Below are 21852 nucleotides of genomic sequence, written 5' to 3' on the forward strand. Positions count from 1 at the left end.
GTTACATTCCGAACCCGGAAGCTAAGCCTCACAGCGCCGATGGTACTGCAGGGGGGACCCTGTGGGAGAGTAGGACGCCGCCGAACAAATATTGAAAGAGCTGGTCCCTGAATTTCGGTTCGGGGACCAGCTCTTTTTTGTTGCCTGTCACTCCGCGTTCACGTTCCGCGTCCAAGATCCGAGCATGGGTACCGTTGGAATGCTCAGGGCCGCAGGGGTCGGCGTCGGTGACGAGGTGGTCGTGCCGGCGTTCGGGAACTCGGAGGTCGCCGAGGCGGTCGCGGAAGCCGGGGCGATGCCGGTCTTCGCCGACATAGACCCGATGACGTACTGCCTGGCTCCCTCGGCCGTCGAAGCCGTCGTGACCTCGCAGACGGTCGCGGTCGTCGTCGTGCATCGATTCGGTCGGTCCGCCGACATCGCCGGGCTGCGTGAAGTGGGCCGCCGGCACAACCTGTTGGTGCTGGAACAGGGCGAGTCCGAGACGCCGTACAGCGAGGTCGGGGAGCGTCGGCAGCGGGCCGCGTACCTCAGTGCCAAGCTGAAGGGCGTATGGACCCCCGACGGGGGTGGCACGCACACGTTCCAGCAGTACGTCGTGCGGGTGCCGGGCAATGGGCGGCCGGACCGGGACGCCTTCGCACGGGCCCTGCGGGCCAAGGGAATTGAGTGCAGCGTGCCCGTGAAAACGCCGGTGCATCGGATGCCCGGGTTCCGGCGGGACGTGTGTCTGCGGGAGACCGAGCGGGCCGCTGACGAAACATTGGCGCTGCCCATCGCCGACAGGATGTCGCGGCGCGAGTTGCACCGGCTGGTGTCGGCCTGCAACGCGCTGGGTGGGCTGCTGCAGCCGGCGTTCTGAGCGGCCCTGGGAGAAGCCCCGTTGATCGCGCGAGCGCGGTTTGGGAGCACGGGTCTGTTCGGGGTATGATCTATTCCGTTGCCGCGAGGGAAACCTCGGCAAGGTGACAAGCCCCTATAGCTCAGTCGGCAGAGCGTCTCCATGGTAAGGAGAAGGTCAACGGTTCGATTCCGTTTGGGGGCTCAGCCAAAAGGCCCCGCCCAATTGGGCGGGGCCTTTTTCATGTTCGGCTCGAATTCACCGACGTGAAAGCCCCGGGCCATGTCGGCCCGGGGCTTTCGCGTTCCGTTCTCAGTCGTTCTGAAGGCCCGGTACGCGCATCGCGAGGATGGCCATGTCGTCGGACGGGGCGTCGGAGGCGAAGCGTTCCACGGCACGCATGACGCGGGCCGCTACCGCGCCGGCGGTGAGGCCCGTGCAGGTCGTCAGGACCTCGGTGAGGCCGTCGTCGCCCAACATGCGGGTGCCCTCTCGGCGTTCGGTCACTCCGTCCGTGACACAGAGGAGGACGTCACCGGGATCGAGGGTGACGGTCTGCTCGTACAGCTCCAGGTCCTCCATGACGCCCAGGAGTGCCTGGGGTTCGGCGGCGGGCTCCACCGTGCCGTCCTGGCGGAGGCGCAGGGGCAGTGGATGTCCGGCGCAGACGACCTTCAGCAGGGCGCTGCCGTCCTCCTGGGGCCACAACTCGCCGTACAGGAGCGTCAGAAAGCGGCTGCGGGCTCCCTCGTCGATGATCGCGGAGTTGAGGCGCTCCAGGACCGCGGGGCCCGCGTAGCCCTCGCGGGCGAGCAGGCGCAGGGCGTGGCGGGCCAGGCCGGTGACCGCGGCGGCCTCCGGGCCCGTGCCGCAGACGTCGCCGATGGCGAAGCCGTACGCGCCGTCACGGATCGGGAAGAGGTCGTAGAAGTCGCCGCCGACTTCGTTGCCCTCGCCGGCCGCGCGGTAGATGACCTCGACCTCGACGCCGTCGATCTGTGGCAGTTCGGGCGGCAGGAGGCTGCGCTGGAGGGACTGGCTGATGGCCATGCGCTCCGAGTAGAGGCGGGCGTTGTCCAGGGCGAGGGCGGCCCGGCGGGAGAGGTCCTCGGCGAGTTCCAGGATCTCCTGGCGGAAGTGTTCGTCGGTCGGCTTGCCGAGCGTCAGCATGCCGATGACGCGGTTGCGGGCCACGAGGGGCAGGACGACCGTCTCGCCGCCGACCGCGGAGGCCGTCGCGAGGGTCGTACCGATGCCCGAGCTGACCGTGGCGGGCTCCCCGAGGCCCAGGCTGCGCATGGAGGTGCGCAGGGCCGCGTGGTGGGCCGCCTCGGCCGGTGCCGTCCAGACGCGGGCGCCCGGGGTCGGGATCGGCTCCGGCGGGGGGATCTTGGCGAGGAGGGCCTTGAGGCCGTCGATGAGGTCCTCGTCCTCGTGCAGCACGTAGGAGAGGTACGGGTCGGAGGCCTGGTCGGCGATCGTGTAGACCGCGCACCAGGTGGCCAGGGTCGGGATCGTCATCTGGGCCATCAGGGCCAGGGTCTGATCACGGTCCAGGGTGCCGGCGAGGAGGTCGGAGGCCTCGACGAGGAAGGACAGGGAGCCCCGGCGCAGGCGCTCCAGCTCGCCCAGGCGGGCCGATTCGACGGCGAGGGCGATGCGGTCGGCGGCGAACTGGAGGCGCAGGGCCTCCTCGTTGGAGTAGCGGCTCGGGGATTCGGCGGCGACGCCCAGGGAGCCCGTCAGGCGGCCCTCGACCTTCAGTGGGACCGTGACGACCGAGCGCATGCCCGTGCCGCTCAGCAGGGGGACGGCGCCGGGGACGGCCGTGAGGTCGTCGTGGACGGCGGGCATACGGGCCGAGCCGTAGCGGCCCGGGCCTGCCTCGACAGGGACGCGGGCGAAGCGCTGGCGGGCCGAGGGGAGCCCCGTGGAGGCCCGTACTTCCAGCTCGGTCTCGTCGTCGGTGGCGAGGAGCAGGAACGCGGAGTCGCCGTCGAGCATGTCGCGTGCGCGTTCGACCGTGCGCTGGAGCAGGCCGTCGAGGTCGTCGGGGGCGGGGGAGCCGATGAAGACCTCGAAGGGGTCCGTGGCCTGGCCCTCGCCGGAGCCGGGCGCGTCGCCGGTCGGGACGCGCAGCGGGGTCTGCAGAACCGCGCGCTCGTGGTCTCGTACGAGGAGGCAGACCGTGGAGGGGTCGCCCGCTGTGTCGCGTACCCGGAGGTGGGAGGCGTAGACGGGGGTCACGCGGCCGGTGGCGTCGCGGATGCCGTAGCTGCCCTCCCAGCGGGAGAGTTGGAGGGCCTCGGCGACTCCGGTGCTGGTGCCGGGGGTGTGGGGCCAGGCGGCGAGGTCGGTGAGGGGCTTGCCGATGACGTGGTCGGGGGCGTAGCCGAAGAGTTCCTCGGCGTCCTCGTTCCAGGAGCCGATGGCGCCCGCGCGGTCGATCTGGACGACGGCGACGCGGACCCGTCCGTCGGCGAGCGGGAGCAGGTCGGCGGGGAGGGACGGGCCGGCGGTGCGGGTGCCCACCGGGCGGTCGGGGAGGTCGAGTTGGAACCAGACCTGTTTGTGGGTGGGGGTGTACTCGACGCCCCAGCGGGCCGCCATGGCCGCGCAGAGCTGGAGGCCCCGTCCACCCTCGCGATCGGGGCTGCCCATGTTGACGGGGAGAGACTGGAGGGGGATCTCGCGCTCGGGGTAGCGGTCGGCGACCTCGATGCGGACGCCGTCGGCGCTGCGCAGACACAGGACGTCGGCGGAGGTGCCCGCGTGGATGACCGCGTTGGTGACCAGCTCACTGGTGAGGACCACGGCGTCGTCGACGATGTCGGCGAATCCCCAGCCCTGGAGGGTGTCGCGGACGAAGGAGCGGGCGGTCGCGACGGAACGTGAGACGGCAGCGAAGCTGGCGGCCGCGCGCGCGGTGATCACAGAACTCCTTGTCCGGTTCTCGGCGTGCTCCACGTGCGGGGAGCCGCGGTCGGCCTCCTGCCGCGGCAGAGACTCGTTACGCGTCGGCCTGGGGTCCCGGGGTGCTTCCCCGGGATGCAGTCCGGTGGTCATGGTGCTGGCCGCCCCTCCGATGCCTGCCCGCTCGTGCTCGTGCGCCACCGCCCAGGCCGGACGGGACCGGCATGGCTGGACAGCCGCATGCAAGGTTACTTACCTTCGCGGTCCATACGGATGCCGGTCGTCTGTGTTTCCGCCCGGAGGTGTCCGGAGGTGTGCGGAGGTGTGCGGACCGTGTACGAAGCTGCCGAACTGTTATGGCCTGGTTCAGGCATGGTGAAACACTGGGCAGGCTTCCGGGAGGAGGCCGCGCCAGGCCGAGTACCTTCACCGGTGCGCCCGGGGAACGGTAGCCGGTCTGCCGAGCGGGATGCGTGAAGTCCGAGGTCCGAAGTATGCCGAGCAGGAAACGGTCGACCCTTGCGGGAGGGACACAGTGGAGTCTGGCGTAGCGACGCGGGGCAACAAGGCGCGCGCGAAAGGCGGACAGTCCCTGAGCGAACAGCGTAAACCTCGCAAATCGCGCAACGGGACGACCACCGTGGACACGGCTGCCCTGAACCGGCTGTTGACGGCCCTGGAAGCGATGCGGGACGGCAACTTCCGCAAGCGGCTCACTGTTTCGGGTGACGGTGTGATGGCGGAGATCGCCGCCGTCTACAACGAGGTCGCGGACCGGAATCTGCATCTGACCGGTGAGTTGTCGCGTGTACGGCGCATGGTGGGGCGTGAGGGCAAGCTCACCGAGCGCCTGGACTCGGGTGCGAGCGAGGGCTCGTGGGCGACGGCGATCGATGCCTCGAACGCGCTGGTCGACGATCTCGTGCGCCCTGTCTCCGAGGTCAGCCGGGTGCTGTCGGCGGTCGCGGACGGTGATCTGTCGCCGCGGATGGAGCTGCGTACGCCGGCGGGGGACGGGAGCGGGCATCCGCTGCGCGGGGAGTTCCTGAAGGTCGCGCGGACGGTCAACAACCTCGTCGACCAGTTGTCGACGTTCACCGACGAGGTCACCCGGCTGGCCAGCGATGTCGGTACCGAGGGCAAGCTGGGCGGGCAGGCGCGGGTGCGCGGTATGTCCGGTTCGTGGAAGGACCTGACCGAGTCCGTCAACACGATGGCGTATCGACTCACCGCACAGGTGAGGGACATCGCGCTGGTGACGACGGCCGTGGCCAAGGGTGATCTGTCGCGGAAGGTCACGGTCGACGTGGCCGGCGAGATGCTGGAGCTGAAGGTCACCGTCAACGCGATGATCGACCAGCTCTCGGCGTTCTCCTCCGAGGTGACGAGGGTCGCCCGTGAGGTGGGCACCGAAGGACAGCTGGGCGGTCAGGCCGAGGTGCCGGGTGTGGCCGGGGTGTGGAAGGAACTCACCGACTCGGTGAACACCATGGCCGGCAATCTCACCGAGCAGGTGCGGGGGATCGCCCAGGTGACGACGGCCGTCGCCAATGGTGATCTGTCGCAGAAGGTGAGTGTTCCGGCGCGGGGCGAGGTCGCCAAGCTCGCCGAGACGATCAACCAGATGACGGAGACGCTGCGGATCTTCGCCGACGAGGTCACGCGCGTGGCCAACGAGGTCGGTGGCGAGGGACGGCTCGGTGGTCAGGCGCAGGTGCCGGGTGCGGCGGGCACGTGGAAGGACCTCACCGATTCGGTGAACACGGTCTTCCGGAACCTCACCACGCAGGTGCGGGACATCGCGGCGGTGACGACGGCGGTGGCCGACGGTGATCTGTCGCAGAAGGTCACCGTGGATGTGGCCGGCGAGATGCTGGAGCTGAAGAACACCGTCAACGGCATGGTCGACCAGCTCTCGGCGTTCGGTGCCGAGGTCACTCGGGTGGCCAACGAGGTCGGCGCCGAGGGACGGCTCGGTGGTCAGGCGCAGGTGCCGGGCGCGGCCGGGACCTGGAAGGACCTCACGGACTCCGTCAACACGGCGTTTAGGAATCTCACCGGACAGGTGAGGAACATCGCGGCGGTGACGACGGCCGTGGCCAACGGTGATCTCTCGCAGAAGGTCACCGTCGATGTCGCGGGCGAGATGCTGGAGTTGAAGAACACCGTCAACACGATGGTCGACCAGTTGTCCTCGTTCGCGGACCAGGTGACGCGGATGGCCCGGGACGTGGGTACCGAGGGCCGACTTGGCGGTCAGGCCCGCGTGGACGGTGTGTCCGGCACGTGGAAGGAGCTCACCGACTCCGTCAACTCGATGGCCGGCAATCTCACCTCCCAGGTGCGGAACATCGCCCAGGTGACGACGGCCGTGGCCCGGGGCGACCTCTCGCAGAAGATCGACGTCGACGCGCGCGGCGAGATCCTGGAGTTGAAGAACACCATCAACACGATGGTCGACCAGCTGTCGTCCTTCGCGGACCAGGTGACCCGCGTGGCCCGCGAGGTGGGCACGGAGGGCCGTCTCGGCGGTCAGGCGCAGGTGCCCGGGGTCGCCGGTGTGTGGCGCGACCTCACCGAGTCAGTGAACAGCATGGCCGGCAATCTGACGGACCAGGTGCGCAACATCGCGCAGGTCGCCACGGCCGTGGCCCGTGGTGACCTCTCGCAGAAGATCACCGTGGACGCCAAGGGCGAGATCCTCGAACTGAAGAACACGCTGAACACGATGGTGGACCAGCTGTCGTCGTTCGCCGAGGAGGTCACCAGGGTGGCCCGTGAGGTGGGTACGGAGGGCCAGCTCGGTGGTCAGGCCGAGGTTCAGGGCGTCTCCGGCACCTGGAAGGACCTCACGCAGTCGGTGAACTTCATGGCGAACAACCTGACCATCCAGGTGCGTCAGATCGCCGAGGTCACGACCGCGGTCGCCAAGGGCGACCTGTCGAAGAAGATCACCGTCGACGCCAAGGGCGAGATCCTCGAACTCGTCACCACCGTCAACACGATGGTCGACCAGCTGTCGTCCTTCGCCGAGCAGGTGACCCGGGTGGCCCGCGAGGTGGGCACCGAGGGCATCCTCGGCGGCCAGGCGCACGTGCCGGGCATCACCGGCATCTGGAAGGACCTCAGCGGCAATGTGAACCTGATGGCCAAGAACCTGACCATGCAGGTACGGAACATCTCCCAGGTGGCCGCGGCCGTCGCCAACGGCGATCTGACCCGTACCGTGACGATCGAGGCGCGCGGTGAGGTCGCGGAGCTGGCCGACACCTTCAACAGCATGGTGAAGACGCTGAGTTCGTTCGCCGACCAGGTCACCAAGGTGGCGCGCGAGGTGGGCACCGACGGCATCCTCGGCGGCCAGGCGCACGTACCCGGTGTGGCCGGCACCTGGAAGGACCTCACCGAGTCGGTGAACTCGATGGCGTCCAACCTCACCGGGCAGGTCCGCAACATCGCGATGGTCACCACGGCCATCGCCAAGGGCGATCTGACCAAGAAGATCGACATCGACGCGCGCGGCGAGATCCTGGAGCTGAAGACCACCATCAACACGATGGTCGACCAGTTGTCCTCGTTCGCCGAGGAGGTCACCCGGGTGGCCCGCGAGGTGGGCACCGAGGGGCAGTTGGGCGGTCTCGCGCGCGTGCGTGACGTCGACGGCACCTGGCGGGACCTCACCGAGTCGGTGAACGAGATGGCCGGGAACCTGACCCGGCAGGTGCGCGCCATCGCGCGCGTGGCCACCGCGGTGACCCGGGGCGACCTGAACCTCAAGATCGACGTCGACGCGTCCGGCGAGATCAAGGAGTTGCAGGACTACATCAACAAGATGATCGCCAACCTGCGCGACACCACGATCGCCAACCAGGAGCAGGACTGGCTCAAGGGCAACCTCGCCCGGATCTCCGCCCTGATGCAGGGCCGCCGGGACCTCGACGACGTGGCCTCGCTGATCATGAGCGAGCTGACGCCGGTGGTCTCCGCGCAGCACGGCGCGTTCTTCCTGGCGATGCCCCTGGTCGACGGCAAGGACCTCGCCCCGGGCGGCGAGGACCACTACGAGCTGCGGATGCTCGGCTCGTACGGCTACTCCATGGGCTCCATGCCGACGTCGTTCCGGCCCGGTGAGGCGCTGGTCGGGACGGCCGCCAAGGAGAAGCGCACGATCCTCGTGGAGAACGCGCCGAGCGGCTATCTGAAGATCTCCTCCGGGCTCGGTGAGGCACCCCCGGCGCAGGTCATCGTGCTTCCGGTGCTGTTCGAGGGGAAGGTCCTCGGCGTCATCGAGCTGGCGTCGTTCAACTCGTTCACGCATATCCAGAAGGACTTCCTGAACCAGATCGCCGAGATGATCGCGACGAGCGTCAACACGATCTCCGTCAACACCAAGACGGAGGTACTGCTGAAGCAGTCGCAGGAGCTCACCGAGCAGCTGCGGGAGCGCTCGGACGAACTGGAGGTCCGGCAGCGGGCCCTGGAGGCGTCCAACGCCGAGCTGGGGGAGAAGGCCGAGCTGCTGGCCCGGCAGAACCGCGACATCGAGGTCAAGAACACCGAGATCGAGGAGGCGCGGCAGGTCCTGGAGGAGCGCGCCGAGCAACTCGCCGTCTCCATGCGCTACAAGAGCGAGTTCCTCGCGAACATGTCGCACGAGCTGCGCACCCCGCTGAACTCGCTGCTGATCCTCGCCAAGCTGCTCGCCGACAACGCCGAGTCCAACCTGACGCCCAAGCAGGTCGAGTTCGCCGAAACGATCCACGGGGCCGGCTCCGATCTGCTCCAGCTGATCAACGACATCCTGGACCTGTCCAAGGTCGAGGCGGGCAAGATGGACGTCTCGCCGACCCGGATCGCGCTCGTCCAGCTCGTCGACTACGTGGAGGCCACCTTCCGCCCACTGACGGCAGAGAAGGGCCTCGACTTCTCCGTACGGGTCTCACCGGAGCTGCCCGCCACGCTGCACACGGACGAACAGCGCCTGTTGCAGGTGCTGCGGAACCTGCTGTCCAACGCGGTGAAGTTCACCGATTCGGGGGCCGTGGAGCTGGTCATCAGGCCGGCCGGGGCGGATGTGCCGATGGCCATCAGGGAGCAGTTGCTGGAGGCCGGTTCGCTGCGGGACGCGGACGCCGACATGATCGCGTTCTCGGTCGCGGATACCGGTATCGGTATCGCGGCCAGCAAGATGCGGGTGATCTTCGAGGCGTTCAAGCAGGCGGACGGCACCACGAGCCGCAAGTACGGCGGTACGGGGCTGGGGTTGTCCATCTCGCGGGAGATCGCCCGGCTGCTGGGCGGTGAGATCCACGCCCAGAGCGAGCCCGGCCGCGGCTCGACCTTCACGCTGTATTTGCCGCTGCACCCGAGCGAACTGCCCCCGCAGGGCTACCCGCACAACGCGCCCGCCGCGCTGGAGGCGGGGGAACTGCTCGCGTCCGAGCACGAGTTGAGCGGGCCCACCGAGACTCCGGCCGAGGTGAAGTCGTACCGGGAGACGCAGAACGGGGCCGCCGCGCTGTTCAGGCGGCGCCGCCGGTCCGTGTCGAACGGTGTCGCGGGCCTGCCGGGGCAGGGCGGGCAGCTGCAGGAGCCGTGGATGCAGGCGCAGCAGGCCACCGCCGCGCAGCCCCGTGGCCGTGGGCGGTTCGACGGCGAGAAGGTGCTGATCGTCGACGACGACATCCGCAATGTCTTCGCGCTCACCAGCGTCCTGGAGCAGCACGGCCTGTCCGTGCTGTACGCCGAGAACGGTCGTGAGGGCATCGAGGTGTTGGAGCAGCACGACGATGTGACGGTCGTACTGATGGACATCATGATGCCCGAGATGGACGGGTATGCAACGACCAGTGCGATTCGCCGGATGCCTCAGTTTGCGGGGCTGCCGATCATCGCGTTGACGGCCAAGGCGATGAAGGGCGACCGGGAGAAGGCGATCGACTCGGGCGCCTCCGACTATGTGACCAAGCCGGTCGATCCTGATCATCTGCTGTCCGTCATGGAGCAGTGGATGCGCGGGGAGTGACCAAGTCGCCGCGCGCCGGACAGGGTTCCCGCGCGCGGTCGGAACCGACACCCCCCGTGTCGTCGATGTCGGAGGCGTGCGGGAGAGTGGTCGCAACGCGATGGATGGCGCGCGAAGTTGTTGACTGAGTGTGGCCAGGGCTGTGTAGAAGTGCGGGATTCGGGGAACCTTCTGGAGCCCCACCGCGTTTCTGCTACGAGCACAGTGACATCACGGTGACAGGGTGTGGCGACGGGCGGGGTGCGGCTACGATGACCGGCACAAGGACGGGCGGCGCAAGGGAGTCGTCCCCTGGGGTGGCGCCGAGCGGTGTCACACCGAGTCCTGCGGACAGGGGAGGCCCCAAGCCGGGGCGAGGAGGGCGGGCCATGGTGCAGAAGGCCAAGATCCTCCTGGTCGATGACCGGCCGGAGAATCTGTTGGCGCTGGAGGCCATCCTCTCCGCGCTCGATCAGACACTGGTGCGGGCATCGTCCGGGGAGGAAGCGCTCAAGGCGCTGTTGACGGACGACTTCGCGGTCATCCTGCTGGACGTCCAGATGCCGGGCATGGACGGTTTCGAGACAGCGGCGCACATCAAGCGGCGCGAGCGGACCAGGGACATCCCGATCATCTTCCTGACCGCCATCAACCACGGACCGCACCACACCTTCCGTGGCTATGCGGCGGGCGCGGTCGACTACATCTCCAAGCCGTTCGACCCCTGGGTGCTGCGCGCCAAGGTCTCCGTCTTCGTCGAGCTGTATATGAAGAACTGCCAGCTCAGGGAGCAGGCGGCGCTGCTGCGGCTCCAGTTGGAGGGTGGCGGCAAGGGCGCGGCGGGCGGCTCCAAGGAGCCCTCCGGAGGCATCCTCGCCGAGTTGTCGGCGCGGCTCGCGGCCGTGGAGGAGCAGGCCGAGGCCCTCTCCAAACAACTCGACGACGACTCCGCGGACGCCGCGGCGGTGGCGACGGCGGCCCATCTGGAGCGCAAACTCACCGGGCTGCGCAGGGCGCTGGACGCCCTGGAGCCGGGCACGGGCGGCCCCGCCTCGCTGCCCTCGCAGAACTGAGCGGGACGCATTCCACGGGCCCGGCCAGGCCTGGGGCCGTTGAAGTGGCCAGGAGCCGGGCCGGGTTGAGATCAGGGCCGCCGACGAGCCGTTGGTTCAGAGCCGAGTCGTCACCCAGTGCCGCATCGCGGTCGGCCGACCGGGGCAGTCATGGCCGGACGACAGGGGCAGCTAGTGGTCGGCGGACCCACGGGACGCGTGCGTCGACCTGCCTCGTCAGCTTGGCCACTTCCGACATGCGACACGAACGGGTGAAGCAGTAGTCGCACGTGTCCGCTGTGGCCTCCACCGGTAACCTCACACTCATGGCCTCACGTCAGTCCGCAGCGAAGAAGCCGCCCGCGAAGAAGGCGGCCGCTCCGACGAAGGCTCCGGCGAAGAAGGCCCCCGCGAAGAAAGCCGCCGCCAAGAAGGCACCGGCCAAGAAGGCGGCGGCGAAGAAGACGGCCCCTCCGCCGAAGCCGGCGCCCAACCCGACTTCCGGCGTGCTCAAACTGGTACGCGCCGTCTGGCTCGGTGCCGCGCACGCCGTCGGCGCCGTCTTCCGGGGCATAGGGCAGGGCGCGAAGAATCTCGACCCGGCGCACCGAAAGGACGGCATCGCGCTGCTGTTGCTCGCACTCGCGCTGATCGTCGCCGCAGGCACCTGGTCCAACCTCCGTGGCCCGGTGGGCGATCTCGTCGAAATGCTCGTCACCGGCGCCTTCGGCCGACTCGACCTGCTGGTGCCGATACTGCTCGCGATCATCGCCGTACGGTTCATCCGCCACCCCGAACAGCCCGATGCCAACGGCCGGATCGTCATCGGTCTGTCCGCGCTCGCCATCGGTGTGCTCGGCCAGGTCCACATCGCCTGCGGGGCGCCCGCGCGCGACGGCGGCATGCAGGCGATAAGGGACGCCGGCGGGCTCATCGGCTGGGGCGCGGCCACCCCGCTGACCTACACCATGGGCGAGGCCCTCGCCGTGGCGATGCTCGTGCTGCTCACCATCTTCGGGCTGCTCGTGGTCACCGCGACACCGGTCAACGCGATCCCGCAGCGGCTGCGGCTGCTCGGGCAGAAGCTGGGCATCGTCGCGGACGACAAGGACGACGAGGAGTCCGACCAGTACAGCGACGACGACGTGCGCTATGACGAGCAGTGGCGCGATTCGCTCCCCGCACGCCCCCGCAGGCGCGCATCCGCCCCCCGGCAGTACGACCCGGACGACGCCGAGCAGGAGGCCCTCTCCCGTCGCCGGCCCCGCCGCTCCGCCGTACGCCAGCCCGACCCTGACCGGCCCATGGACGCCGTCGACGTGGCCGCCGCCGCTGCCGCCGCACTCGACGGGGCCGTACTGCACGGCATGCCGCCCTCGCCGGTCGTCGCCGACCTCACCCAGGGCGTCACCGTCGGGGACCGCGAGGAGACCACGCCCATCCCCGCCTCGCGCGGCAAGACACCCAAGCAGGACCCGCAGGCCGCCAAGGCAGCGAAGGCCGCCAAGCAGGAAAGCCTCGTCCCCGACCTCACCAAACAGGCCCCCGACGAGCACCGCGACCTGCCGCCGCGCGCCGAACAGCTCCAGCTCTCCGGCGACATCACCTACTCACTGCCCTCCCTCGACCTGCTCGCGCGCGGCGGCCCCGGCAAGTCGCGCAGCGCCGCCAACGACGCGATCGTCGCCTCCCTCACCAACGTCTTCACCGAGTTCAAGGTCGACGCCTCCGTCACCGGCTTCACCCGCGGGCCGACGGTCACGCGCTACGAGGTCGAGCTGGGCCCCGCGGTGAAGGTCGAGCGGATCACCGCGCTGACCAAGAACATCGCGTACGCCGTCGCCAGCCCGGACGTACGGATCATCAGCCCGATCCCCGGCAAGTCCGCAGTCGGCATCGAGATCCCCAACACCGACCGTGAGATGGTCAACCTCGGCGACGTACTGCGTCTCGCGGACGCCGCCGAGGACGACCACCCGATGCTGGTCGCGCTCGGCAAGGACGTCGAGGGCGGCTATGTGATGGCCAATCTGGCGAAGATGCCGCATGTGCTCGTCGCAGGTGCGACCGGCTCCGGCAAATCGTCCTGCATCAACTGCCTGATCACCTCGGTCATGGTCCGTGCGACCCCCGAGGACGTCCGCATGGTCCTCGTCGACCCCAAGCGGGTCGAGCTGACCGCGTACGAGGGCATCCCGCACCTGATCACGCCGATCATCACCAACCCCAAGCGGGCCGCCGAGGCGCTGCAGTGGGTCGTGCGCGAGATGGATCTGCGCTACGACGACCTGGCCGCGTTCGGCTTCCGGCACATCGATGACTTCAACGAGGCCATAAGGAACGGCAAGGTCAAGCTGCCCGAGGGCAGTGAGCGCGAGCTCCAGCCGTACCCGTATCTGCTGGTCATCGTGGACGAGCTGGCCGACCTGATGATGGTCGCGCCGCGCGACGTCGAGGACGCGATCGTGCGGATCACCCAGCTCGCGCGCGCGGCCGGCATCCACCTGGTGCTCGCCACCCAGCGGCCCTCGGTCGACGTCGTCACCGGTCTGATCAAAGCGAACGTTCCTTCGCGGCTCGCCTTCGCCACCTCCTCGCTCGCCGACTCCCGCGTCATCCTCGACCAGCCCGGAGCCGAGAAGCTGATCGGCAAGGGCGACGGGCTGTTCCTGCCGATGGGCGCCAACAAGCCCACCCGTATGCAGGGCGCGTTCGTGACGGAGGAGGAGGTCGCGGCGATCGTCCAGCACTGCAAGGACCAGATGGCGCCGGTCTTCCGGGACGACGTCACCGTGGGCACCAAGCAGAAGAAGGAGATCGACGAGGAGATCGGCGACGACCTCGACCTGCTCTGCCAGGCGGCCGAACTCGTCGTCTCCACCCAGTTCGGCTCGACCTCCATGCTCCAGCGCAAGCTGCGCGTCGGCTTCGCCAAGGCCGGGCGGCTGATGGACCTCATGGAGTCCCGGGGCGTCGTCGGACCGAGCGAGGGTTCGAAGGCACGTGACGTTCTTGTGAAACCCGATGAGCTGGACGGAGTGCTCGCGGTGATCCGGGGGGAGACTGAGGCATAGGGGGCGTACGAAGGGGTCGCATCGGCGCCGCCGAGTCGAAAAGCGGTTGTCCGGCGAGCGAAACGCGGGTGGGATGGCGGGAGAAGCGGGGCTGGGATGGCGGGAGAAGCGGGGCTGGGATGGCGGGAGAAGCGGGGCTGGGATGGCGGGCGGGGTTGCGTCATCCGGGTATTCGAACGTGACTCACCCGTAAGCAAATGGTGAGCAACCGTTTCCCTTCGGCGTACGTCAAGTTGGAGGAAGGGACGGCCATGTGTCCCACCATCACCACCACCAGGATGACCGGCCATTCTGTTGGCGTACAAAGTCCCACCGCCCGGTTGCCCCACCCTTTCGTACCCCCCCTAGACTGAACCTCCAGCACAGGTGGCTACACGCTCGAAAGGCGCCCCCGTGTCCATCGGCAACTCCCCTGACGGCAACTCCCCCGAAGACGAGCGTCCGTTCGAAGACGACCGCGACGAACGCACGGCGGAACGCCCCTCGATCGGCCGTGCCCTCCAGCAGGCACGTATCGCGGCCGGCCTGACCGTCGACGACGTCAGCAACGCCACCCGGGTCCGCATCGCCATCGTGCACGCGATCGAGCAGGACGACTTCGCCGCCTGTGGTGGCGATGTCTACGCGCGCGGTCATATCCGCACCCTCGCGCGCGCGGTGCGTATCGATCCCGCACCGCTGCTCGAACAGTTCGCCGAGGCGCACGGCGGACGTCCCGCGCCCACGCCCGCGGCCCCGCTGTTCGAGGCGGAACGCATCCGTCCGGAGCGACGCGGCCCCAACTGGACCGCCGCCATGGTCGCCGCGATCGTCGCGGTGATCGGCTTCGTCGGCTTCACCGCGTTCAACGGCGGCGACGACAGCAGCAGTACCGAAGCCGTGGAGGGCTCCACGCCCACCGCCGGCAAGAGCCCCTCGCCCACCCCGAAGGCCGACAAGCCCGACGCCGACCCCAAGCCGGAGCCCTCCGACAGCGCCATCGCCGCGGCTCCCCGTGACAAGGTGACCGTGCAGGTCAGCGCCACCGACGGACGCACCTGGATGTCCGCGAAGGACCACAACGGCCGGATGCTGTGGAGCGGCCTGCTCAAGCAGGGCCAGTCCAAGACCTTCCAGGACAGCTCCAAGATCGACCTCGTCCTCGGCGACGCCGGGGCCGTCCAGCTCTACGTCAACGGCAAGAAGATCGAGGACGACTTCCAGGCCGGCCAGGTCGAACGCCTGACCTACACCAAGGGCGACCCCGAGGTCGGCTGATCCGACCGGGATACGGATCGCGGACATACAGCGGACATACAGACGAATCGAAGAGCAGTACGTCCACGGGGTTGGCCGACAAGGGCCAACCCCGTAGACGTGGGGTGTCAGTGGGACGAAGTAGTCTTGAGCCCATGCCTGAACGCCGTACCGTCGCACTCGTCACTCTTGGCTGCGCCCGCAACGAGGTCGACTCGGAGGAGCTCGCGGGCCGTTTGGAGGCGGACGGCTGGGAACTCGTCGAGGACGCCGAGAACGCGGACGTCGCGGTCGTCAACACCTGTGGCTTTGTCGAGGCCGCCAAGAAGGACTCCGTCGACGCGCTCCTGGAGGCCAATGACCTCAAGGGCCACGGCAGAACCCAGGCCGTCGTGGCGGTGGGCTGCATGGCCGAGCGGTACGGCAAGGAGCTGGCCGAGGCCCTGCCCGAGGCCGACGGAGTGCTCGGCTTCGACGACTACGCCGACATCTCCGACCGCCTCCAGACCATCCTGAACGGCGGCATCCACGCCTCCCACACCCCGCGCGACCGGCGCAAGCTGCTGCCGATCAGCCCGGCCGAGCGGCAGGAGTCCGCGGCCGAGGTCGCGCTTCCGGGGCACGCCCCCGTCGACCTTCCGGACGGGCTCGCCCCGGCCTCGGGCCCGCGCGCACCGCTGCGGCGCCGCCTCGACGGCTCGCCCGTCGCCTCCGTGAAGCTCGCCTCCGGCTGCGACCGCCGCTGCTCCTTCTGCGCCATCCCCTCCTTCCGAGGCTCCTTCATCTCCCGCCGCCCCAGCGATGTGCTGAACGAGACCCGCTGGCTGGCCGAGCAGGGCGTGAAGGAGATCATGCTGGTCTCCGAGAACAACACCTCCTACGGCAAGGACCTGGGCGACATCCGCCTGCTGGAGTCGCTGCTGCCCGAGCTGGCCGAGGTCGACGGCATCGAGCGGGTGCGGGTGAGCTATCTCCAGCCCGCCGAGATGCGCCCCGGCCTCATCGACGTACTGACCTCCACGCCCAAGGTCGTGCCCTACTTCGACCTGTCCTTCCAGCACTCCGCCCCCGCCGTACTGCGCTCCATGCGCCGCTTCGGCGACACCGACCGCTTCCTGGAACTGCTGGACACCATCCGTGGCAAGGCCCCCGAGGCGGGCGTCCGGTCCAACTTCATCGTGGGCTTCCCCGGCGAGACCGAGGACGACCTCGCGGAGCTGGAGCGCTTCCTGAACGGCGCCCGCCTGGACGCCATCGGTGTCTTCGGGTACTCCGACGAGGAGGGCACCGAGGCGGCGACGTACGAGAACAAGCTGGACGAGGACGTGGTCGCCGAGCGGCTCGCCCATGTCTCGCGGCTGGCCGAGGAGCTGGTCTCGCAGCGCGCCGAGGAGAGGGTCGGACAGACCGTGCGGGTGCTGGTCGAGTCGGTCGACGACGAGGACGGCGCCTGCGGGCGGGCCGCCCACCAGGCACCCGAGACGGACGGTCAGGTGTTGTTCACGGGCGGCGAGGAACTGAGCGTCGGCCTCATGGTCGAGGCCAAGGTGATCGGCACGGAAGGTGTCGACCTGGTGGCCGAGGCGCTTCCGAGCTCCCTCGGCTCCCCCGTGTGTCCCGAGGAGGCGGCCAGATGACGGGAGTCCCGGCATCCGCGGCGGGCGGCTCCTCCGGCGCCAAGAGCGCCACGAGCGCCGAAGGGCCCGCGGCGGCCAAGGGCGTCGTGAATGCCGAGGATGCCCCGGTGTCCGAGGGCGCCGAGGAGGTCCGGGGCGCGCCGGGAGCCAGGAGTGCCGAGGGCGCCCTGGATGCCGGTGGCGCCGCTGTGGGGGCGCAGAGCGGAGGGAGCGCTTCCAGTGCCTCCGGCGCTTCCGGAGGCGTGCGGTCCCCGCGTGGCGGGAAGCTGGGCGCCGCCGCCGTCAACCAGGCCAGCCTGTGGAACATCGCGAACATCCTGACCATGGTCCGCCTGGTCCTCGTCCCGGGCTTCGTCGTACTGATGCTCATGGACGGCGGCTACGACCCGGTCTGGCGGGCCTGGGCCTGGGCGGCCTTCGCCGTCGCCATGATCACCGACATCTTCGACGGCCACCTTGCCCGGACCTACGACCTCGTCACCGACTTCGGGAAGATCGCCGACCCCATCGCCGACAAGGCCATCATGGGTGCCGCGCTGATCTGTCTGTCCTCCCTGGGTGACCTGCCGTGGTGGGTGACCGGAGTCATCCTCGGCCGGGAACTCGGGATCACCCTGCTGCGTTTCGTCGTCATCCGGTACGGGGTGATCCCGGCGAGCCGCGGCGGCAAGCTGAAGACCCTCGCCCAGGGCACCGCCGTGGGGATGTACGTCCTGGTGCTGGAGGGGCCGTTGGCGACCCTGAGGTGGTGGGTGATGGCCGTGGCGGTCGTCCTCACCGTCGTCACCGGACTCGACTATGTGAGACAGGCCATTGTGCTGCGCCGGCACGGAATCGCCGAGCGCCAAGCCGCGTCGGAGGGAGCGGAACGGTGACGTCCACGGCCGCCGACGTGCTGCGACTACTGACGGTGAGGGGTGAGACGCTCGCCGTCGCCGAGTCCCTGACCGGCGGTCTGGTCGCGGCCGCGATCACCGCGGCCCCGGGCTCCTCCAAGGCGTTCCGGGGCTCGGTCACCGCGTACGCCACCGACCTGAAGCACCGTTTGCTCGGTGTGGACGCCACCCTCCTGGACCAGAGGGGCGCGGTGGACCCGCAGGTCGCGGCGGAGATGGCGGACGGTGTACGCAAGGCGCTCGGCGCCGACTGGGGAATTTCGACCACCGGGGTCGCGGGCCCCGAACCGCAGGACGGCCGGCCCGTCGGCACGGTCTATGTGGCCGTCGCCGGGCCGTCCACAGCGGATTCGGGGGCAACCGGTGGCGGGAAAGTGGCGTCGTTGAGGTTGAACGGCGGCCGGACGGAAATCCGTATGGAGAGTGTACGGAGCGTACTCGCACTGCTTCTTGAGGAGCTTGCGGGCGAACAGACCGGGAACGAGCGGGCACAGGATACGGAACAGAACGGGGGGACTTGATGTTTGCAGCCCTTAGTGAACACAACAGCGCTCCCCGCACGGCCGCAGCGCGAGGCGGTACGGTGGGGCGTGAAGGATGCGGCTACACGGTCCGAGGAGGGAGCCACCGATGATTCTGCTCCGTCGCCTGCTTGGTGACGTGCTGCGTCGGCAGCGCCAGCGCCAGGGCCGTACTCTGCGCGAAGTCTCCTCGTCCGCCCGAGTCTCACTCGGCTATCTCTCCGAGGTGGAGCGGGGGCAGAAGGAGGCTTCCTCCGAGCTGCTCTCCGCCATTTGCGACGCGCTGGACGTACGGATGTCCGAGCTCATGCGGGAAGTGAGCGACGAGCTCGCCCTTGCCGAGCTGGCCCAGTCCGCAGCGGCCACCGAGCCGGTGCCAGCACCAGTGCGTCGTCCTGTACTCAACTCCGTCTCGGTGGCCGGTGTGCCACCGGAGCGGGTGACCATCAAGGCACCGGCAGCCAGCGAAGCGGTGGGTGTCGTCGCCGCCTGACGACCACGAGGGTGCGTCTGACGGCGTCTCATATGTGACGTCGCACGCACGCCGATGAGGCGAAGCGAGCGGAAGCCCCGGTCGGGGCCTTCAGGGAGACCTGGGGGTGCCGGCCGGGGCTTTCGCGTTGTGCGGGGGTGCGTGGGGGCGCGCGGCTGGGTTTCGGGTGGTGCGGGGTGCGGGGTGCGGGGTGTGCGGGATCGGCTTCGGGTGGTGCTGGTCCCCGTTTGCCGGGCGGGGGGTGTGCGGTCATGGTGGAGGGGCGGGCCTCGGGGGTCGTGCGGGTCACAGGTGTTCGTACGGCCGTGTCTGATGGGACCTGGAACCCGGAGCGTGCCGATGTACGTCGTGAAGAGCCCGTTGTCCGATGCCGACCTCAAGACCGTCGCCGAGGCGCTGCGAGGAGCTCTCGTCGATCTCGTGGACCTCTCCCTGGTGGCCAAGCAGATGCACTGGAACGTGGTCGGGCCGCGTTTCCGCTCCGTCCACCTTCAGCTCGACGAGGTCGTGAGCACCGCTCGGCTCCACTCCGACACGGTCGCCGAGCGCGCCGCCACGCTCGGCGTCTCGCCGGACGGCCGGGCCTCGACCGTCGCCGCGAGCAGCGGTATCGGCAAGGTCGCCGAGGGGTGGGTCAAGGACACCGACGCGGTGCGGACGCTGGTGGAGGCGCTCGGTTCGGTGATCATACGGATGAGGGCGCGGGTGGTGGACACCGCGGAGGCCGATCCTGTGAGCCAGGACATCTTCATCGGGATCACGGCGGATCTTGAGAAGCATCACTGGATGTTTCAGGCGGAGAACGGGTAGCGCCGGTTGGATCGTGGTGGGCCGGGCCGGGCAGGGTTGGGCCGAGCTGGGGCGGGCGTGGCTGGAGGGTCGTGGGGCGTCGGTTCGGTCGGCCCCACGGGGTGGGTGGGTGCGTGGTGGCTCCCGTTCGGTCGGCTCGTGTCGTGGGTGGGTGCTTCGGGGCGGGCTGCGCGGGTTGTGCGGGTTCGCGTGGGCGGTGGAGGCGTCGGGTGCGTGGTGGGAGCGGGGAGGGGGCGCGGGGCGCACCGGGTGGTGTGGGCATGCGGTCCACATGAGTGAGCCGTGCGTCCCTGTGCCGGTGGTGCGCCCTCCCCGGCCGTGTCGGGGGCTGTCTAGCGTCGTGGTGGTTGGGCCCGAAGGCCTGGAGGTGGCGACTATGCGGATAGTGCGCTGGGGGGCGGCTCTGGGGCTCGGTGCGCTGTGGTGGTGGGGAGCGCTGCGGCTGGCCACCGCGCCGGATGCCGGTGCGGTGGAGGGGGCGGTCGTGGCCGGGGGGTGGGGGCTGAGCCTTCTGCCCGTGCATTGCGTGCCGAAGGGGTGTGGGGCGGTCGTGGCCGGGGGGCGCGCGGCCGCGGAGGATGTCGGGAAGGGGAGAACCCGCCCGGGTGGGCTCGTGGGGTGGCTCGGGCGCGTGGTCACCAAGGCATGGCCACGCCGCCGTTCGGGCGGAGGATCTGGCCCGTGGTGAAGGATGAGGCGTCGGAAGCGAGATGCAGTACGGCGTGGGCGATGTCCTCGGGCTCGCCGACCCGGCCCAGGGGTGACAGCCGGGCCATGAACGACTCGGTCCGAGCCTGCGCCTCGGCGTCGTGGCGGGCGGTCATGGGCGTACGTATCCAGCCGGGGGCCACGGCGTTGACACGGATGCCGTGCGGGCCCACCTCGGTCGCCAAGGTCTTCGTCAGCTGGACCACGGCCGCCTTCGTCACTCCGTAGCAGAGGAGCCCGGGACCGCCGGTGTCGACGGCGCCGGAGGCCATGGTGACGATGCTGCCCCGGGTCTTTCGCGCGATCATCACCCGGGCCGCTTCCTGGCAGGCGTACAGCACGCCCTTGAAGTTGACGTTCCACACCCGGTCCAGGTCCTCGTCGTGGGTGTCCAGCACGGGGCTGCTGTGCATGATCCCGGCGATCGCCGCCATCACATGCAGGTCCTCGCAGGCTGCCACCGCCTGCGCGAGCTGGGCGCGGTCGGTGACGTCGAGGTGATGGGTGTGGGCGGTGCCGCCTGCGGCTTTGATCAGCGTCGCGGTCTCGTGCAGGCCCGGGGCGTCCCGGTCCGCGCAGTGCACGGTCGCTCCCGCCTCGGCGAGCAGCACGGCCGACGCCCGGCCGATACCACCGCCGGCGCCTGTCACGAACGCGGTGCGGCCTGTGAGGTCGTACGCCGTTGTGGGCATGGGGTGACGGTACGAGCAGATCTGACGGGGCGTCAATTGGTTGGACGGGGAGGGGAAGAGGGCGGAGGAAGGGAGAGGGGGAGGCTGGAGGAGGAAGGGCGAGGGGGGTGTCTGTGGTCAGTTGGCTGTACGGCGGTGGGGGCGTGGGCGGGATGTGCGTGGGGTGCCCGGTGGTGGGGCTGGGCCCGATTGGCAGGTGGGGCACCAGTAGGTGGGGCGTTCGCGGGAGCCGTCGCCCTGGTCGGCGGCACGGATGGAGGTGTGGCAGCGGAGGCAGGGGCGGGGGGCGCGGCCGTACACGAAGAGGTCGTGCCGGTGGTGGCCGGTGGTGCTGCGGATCGGGCGGTCGCGGTTGGCTTCGAGGAGTCGTTTGGCGAGGGCGGGGAGCCGGGCGGCGGTCTCCTTCGGGAGGGCGCCGATGGGCAGCCAGGGGGTGACCCGGAGGAGGAAGCAGAGCTCGCTCTTGTAGACGTTGCCGATCCCGGCGAGATTGCGCTGGTCGAGGAGGGCCTCGCCGAGGGGGCGGGTCGGGTCGCCGAGGAGGTTGGCCAGGGCCTTGTCGGGGTCCCAGTCCGGGCCGAGCAGGTCGGGGCCGAGGTGGCCGACCGCCCGGTGTTCGTCGGTGGTGCGGAGCAGTTCCAGTACAGGGAGGCGGTAGCCGACGGCTGTTCGGTCGGTGGTGCCCAGGATCGCGCGGATCTGGTGGGCCGGGCCGCCGGTCCAGCGTTCGCCGGTGCCGTACACCTTCCAGGAACCATCCATCCGCAAGTGCGAGTGGAGGGTCAGGCCGCCCTCGATCCGGGTGAGGAGGTGTTTTCCTCGCGGTGTGACGTCCAGGACGGTACGGCCGGTGAGGTCGACCGTGGCGTACTTCGGGACGCGTAGGTCGGAGCGGACCAGCACGTTTCCGGCGAGGGCCGAGTGCAGCCGTTTCGCCGTCTGCCAGACGGTGTCACCTTCGGGCATGGGTCAAGG

General features: G+C 69.4%; 13 protein-coding genes, 1 tRNA gene and 1 rRNA gene. 12 read left to right on the forward strand and 3 right to left on the reverse strand.

What is annotated here, in order from left to right; genetic code table 11:
- The 3 genes from rrf to ACWD4G_RS31085 form a co-directional block, all read left to right on the forward strand.
- A 5S ribosomal RNA gene (gene rrf, locus ACWD4G_RS31075) occupies nt 1-86 on the forward strand; the annotation flags it as partial.
- Nucleotides 87-199: 113 nt separating this feature from the next.
- Entirely contained in the window at nt 200-862 is a 663-nt protein-coding gene (locus ACWD4G_RS31080) for a DegT/DnrJ/EryC1/StrS family aminotransferase (protein WP_451299532.1), read from the forward strand.
- A 110-nt stretch (nt 863-972) separates the two neighbouring features.
- A tRNA-Thr gene (locus ACWD4G_RS31085) sits at nt 973-1045 on the forward strand.
- Nucleotides 1046-1153: 108 nt separating this feature from the next.
- Here ACWD4G_RS31085 and ACWD4G_RS31090 read toward each other — a convergent pair.
- The gene (locus ACWD4G_RS31090) at nt 1154-3907 is read right to left on the reverse strand and encodes a SpoIIE family protein phosphatase (protein WP_451299278.1); all 2754 of its coding nucleotides are present in this window, start codon (nt 3905-3907) and stop codon (nt 1154-1156) included.
- A 382-nt stretch (nt 3908-4289) separates the two neighbouring features.
- Here ACWD4G_RS31090 and ACWD4G_RS31095 point away from each other — a divergent pair, with 382 nt between their 5' ends.
- The 9 genes from ACWD4G_RS31095 (at nt 4290) to ACWD4G_RS31135 (ending at nt 19477) form a co-directional block, all read left to right on the forward strand.
- The gene (locus ACWD4G_RS31095) at nt 4290-9779 is read left to right on the forward strand and encodes a HAMP domain-containing protein (RefSeq protein ID WP_451299280.1); all 5490 of its coding nucleotides are present in this window, start codon (nt 4290-4292) and stop codon (nt 9777-9779) included.
- A 368-nt stretch (nt 9780-10147) separates the two neighbouring features.
- Nucleotides 10148-10831 (forward strand): response regulator, encoded by a 684-nt coding sequence (locus tag ACWD4G_RS31100; protein WP_451299282.1) that lies wholly within the window; start codon nt 10148-10150, stop codon nt 10829-10831.
- Between the two features lie 305 nt (nt 10832-11136).
- A complete protein-coding gene (locus tag ACWD4G_RS31105) occupies nt 11137-13884 on the forward strand; it encodes a DNA translocase FtsK (protein ID WP_451299284.1) in 2748 nt (915 codons plus the stop codon).
- Between the two features lie 393 nt (nt 13885-14277).
- Complete coding sequence (locus tag ACWD4G_RS31110; protein WP_451299286.1) at nt 14278-15141, forward strand: helix-turn-helix domain-containing protein; 864 nt, start codon at nt 14278-14280, stop codon at nt 15139-15141.
- Between the two features lie 134 nt (nt 15142-15275).
- Complete coding sequence (rimO, locus tag ACWD4G_RS31115) at nt 15276-16757, forward strand: 30S ribosomal protein S12 methylthiotransferase RimO (RefSeq protein WP_451299288.1); 1482 nt, start codon at nt 15276-15278, stop codon at nt 16755-16757.
- Nucleotides 16754-17632: a CDP-diacylglycerol--glycerol-3-phosphate 3-phosphatidyltransferase gene (gene pgsA, locus ACWD4G_RS31120; protein WP_451299290.1), complete on the forward strand. Its 879-nt coding sequence runs from the start codon at nt 16754-16756 to the stop codon at nt 17630-17632. Before rimO ends, pgsA begins: the two co-directional genes overlap by 4 nt.
- Nucleotides 17629-18174, forward strand: coding sequence for a CinA family protein (locus ACWD4G_RS31125; protein WP_451299292.1), 546 nt, complete (start codon nt 17629-17631; stop codon nt 18172-18174). Before pgsA ends, ACWD4G_RS31125 begins: the two co-directional genes overlap by 4 nt.
- 109 nt (nt 18175-18283) lie before the next feature.
- Nucleotides 18284-18667, forward strand: a complete 384-nt coding sequence (locus tag ACWD4G_RS31130) for a helix-turn-helix domain-containing protein (RefSeq protein ID WP_451299294.1) — start codon at nt 18284-18286, stop codon at nt 18665-18667.
- Nucleotides 18668-19006: 339 nt separating this feature from the next.
- Complete coding sequence (locus tag ACWD4G_RS31135) at nt 19007-19477, forward strand: Dps family protein (protein ID WP_451299296.1); 471 nt, start codon at nt 19007-19009, stop codon at nt 19475-19477.
- A gap of 635 nt (nt 19478-20112) precedes the next feature.
- Here ACWD4G_RS31135 and ACWD4G_RS31140 read toward each other — a convergent pair.
- Together ACWD4G_RS31140 and ACWD4G_RS31145 are read right to left on the reverse strand one after the other, a co-directional pair.
- A complete protein-coding gene (locus tag ACWD4G_RS31140) occupies nt 20113-20877 on the reverse strand; it encodes an SDR family NAD(P)-dependent oxidoreductase (RefSeq protein WP_451299298.1) in 765 nt (254 codons plus the stop codon).
- Between the two features lie 117 nt (nt 20878-20994).
- Nucleotides 20995-21843 (reverse strand): Fpg/Nei family DNA glycosylase, encoded by an 849-nt coding sequence (locus tag ACWD4G_RS31145; protein ID WP_451299300.1) that lies wholly within the window; start codon nt 21841-21843, stop codon nt 20995-20997.
- Nucleotides 21844-21852 lie beyond the last annotated feature (9 nt).

The sequence above is a fragment of the Streptomyces sp. NPDC002643 genome, from assembly GCF_053592555.1.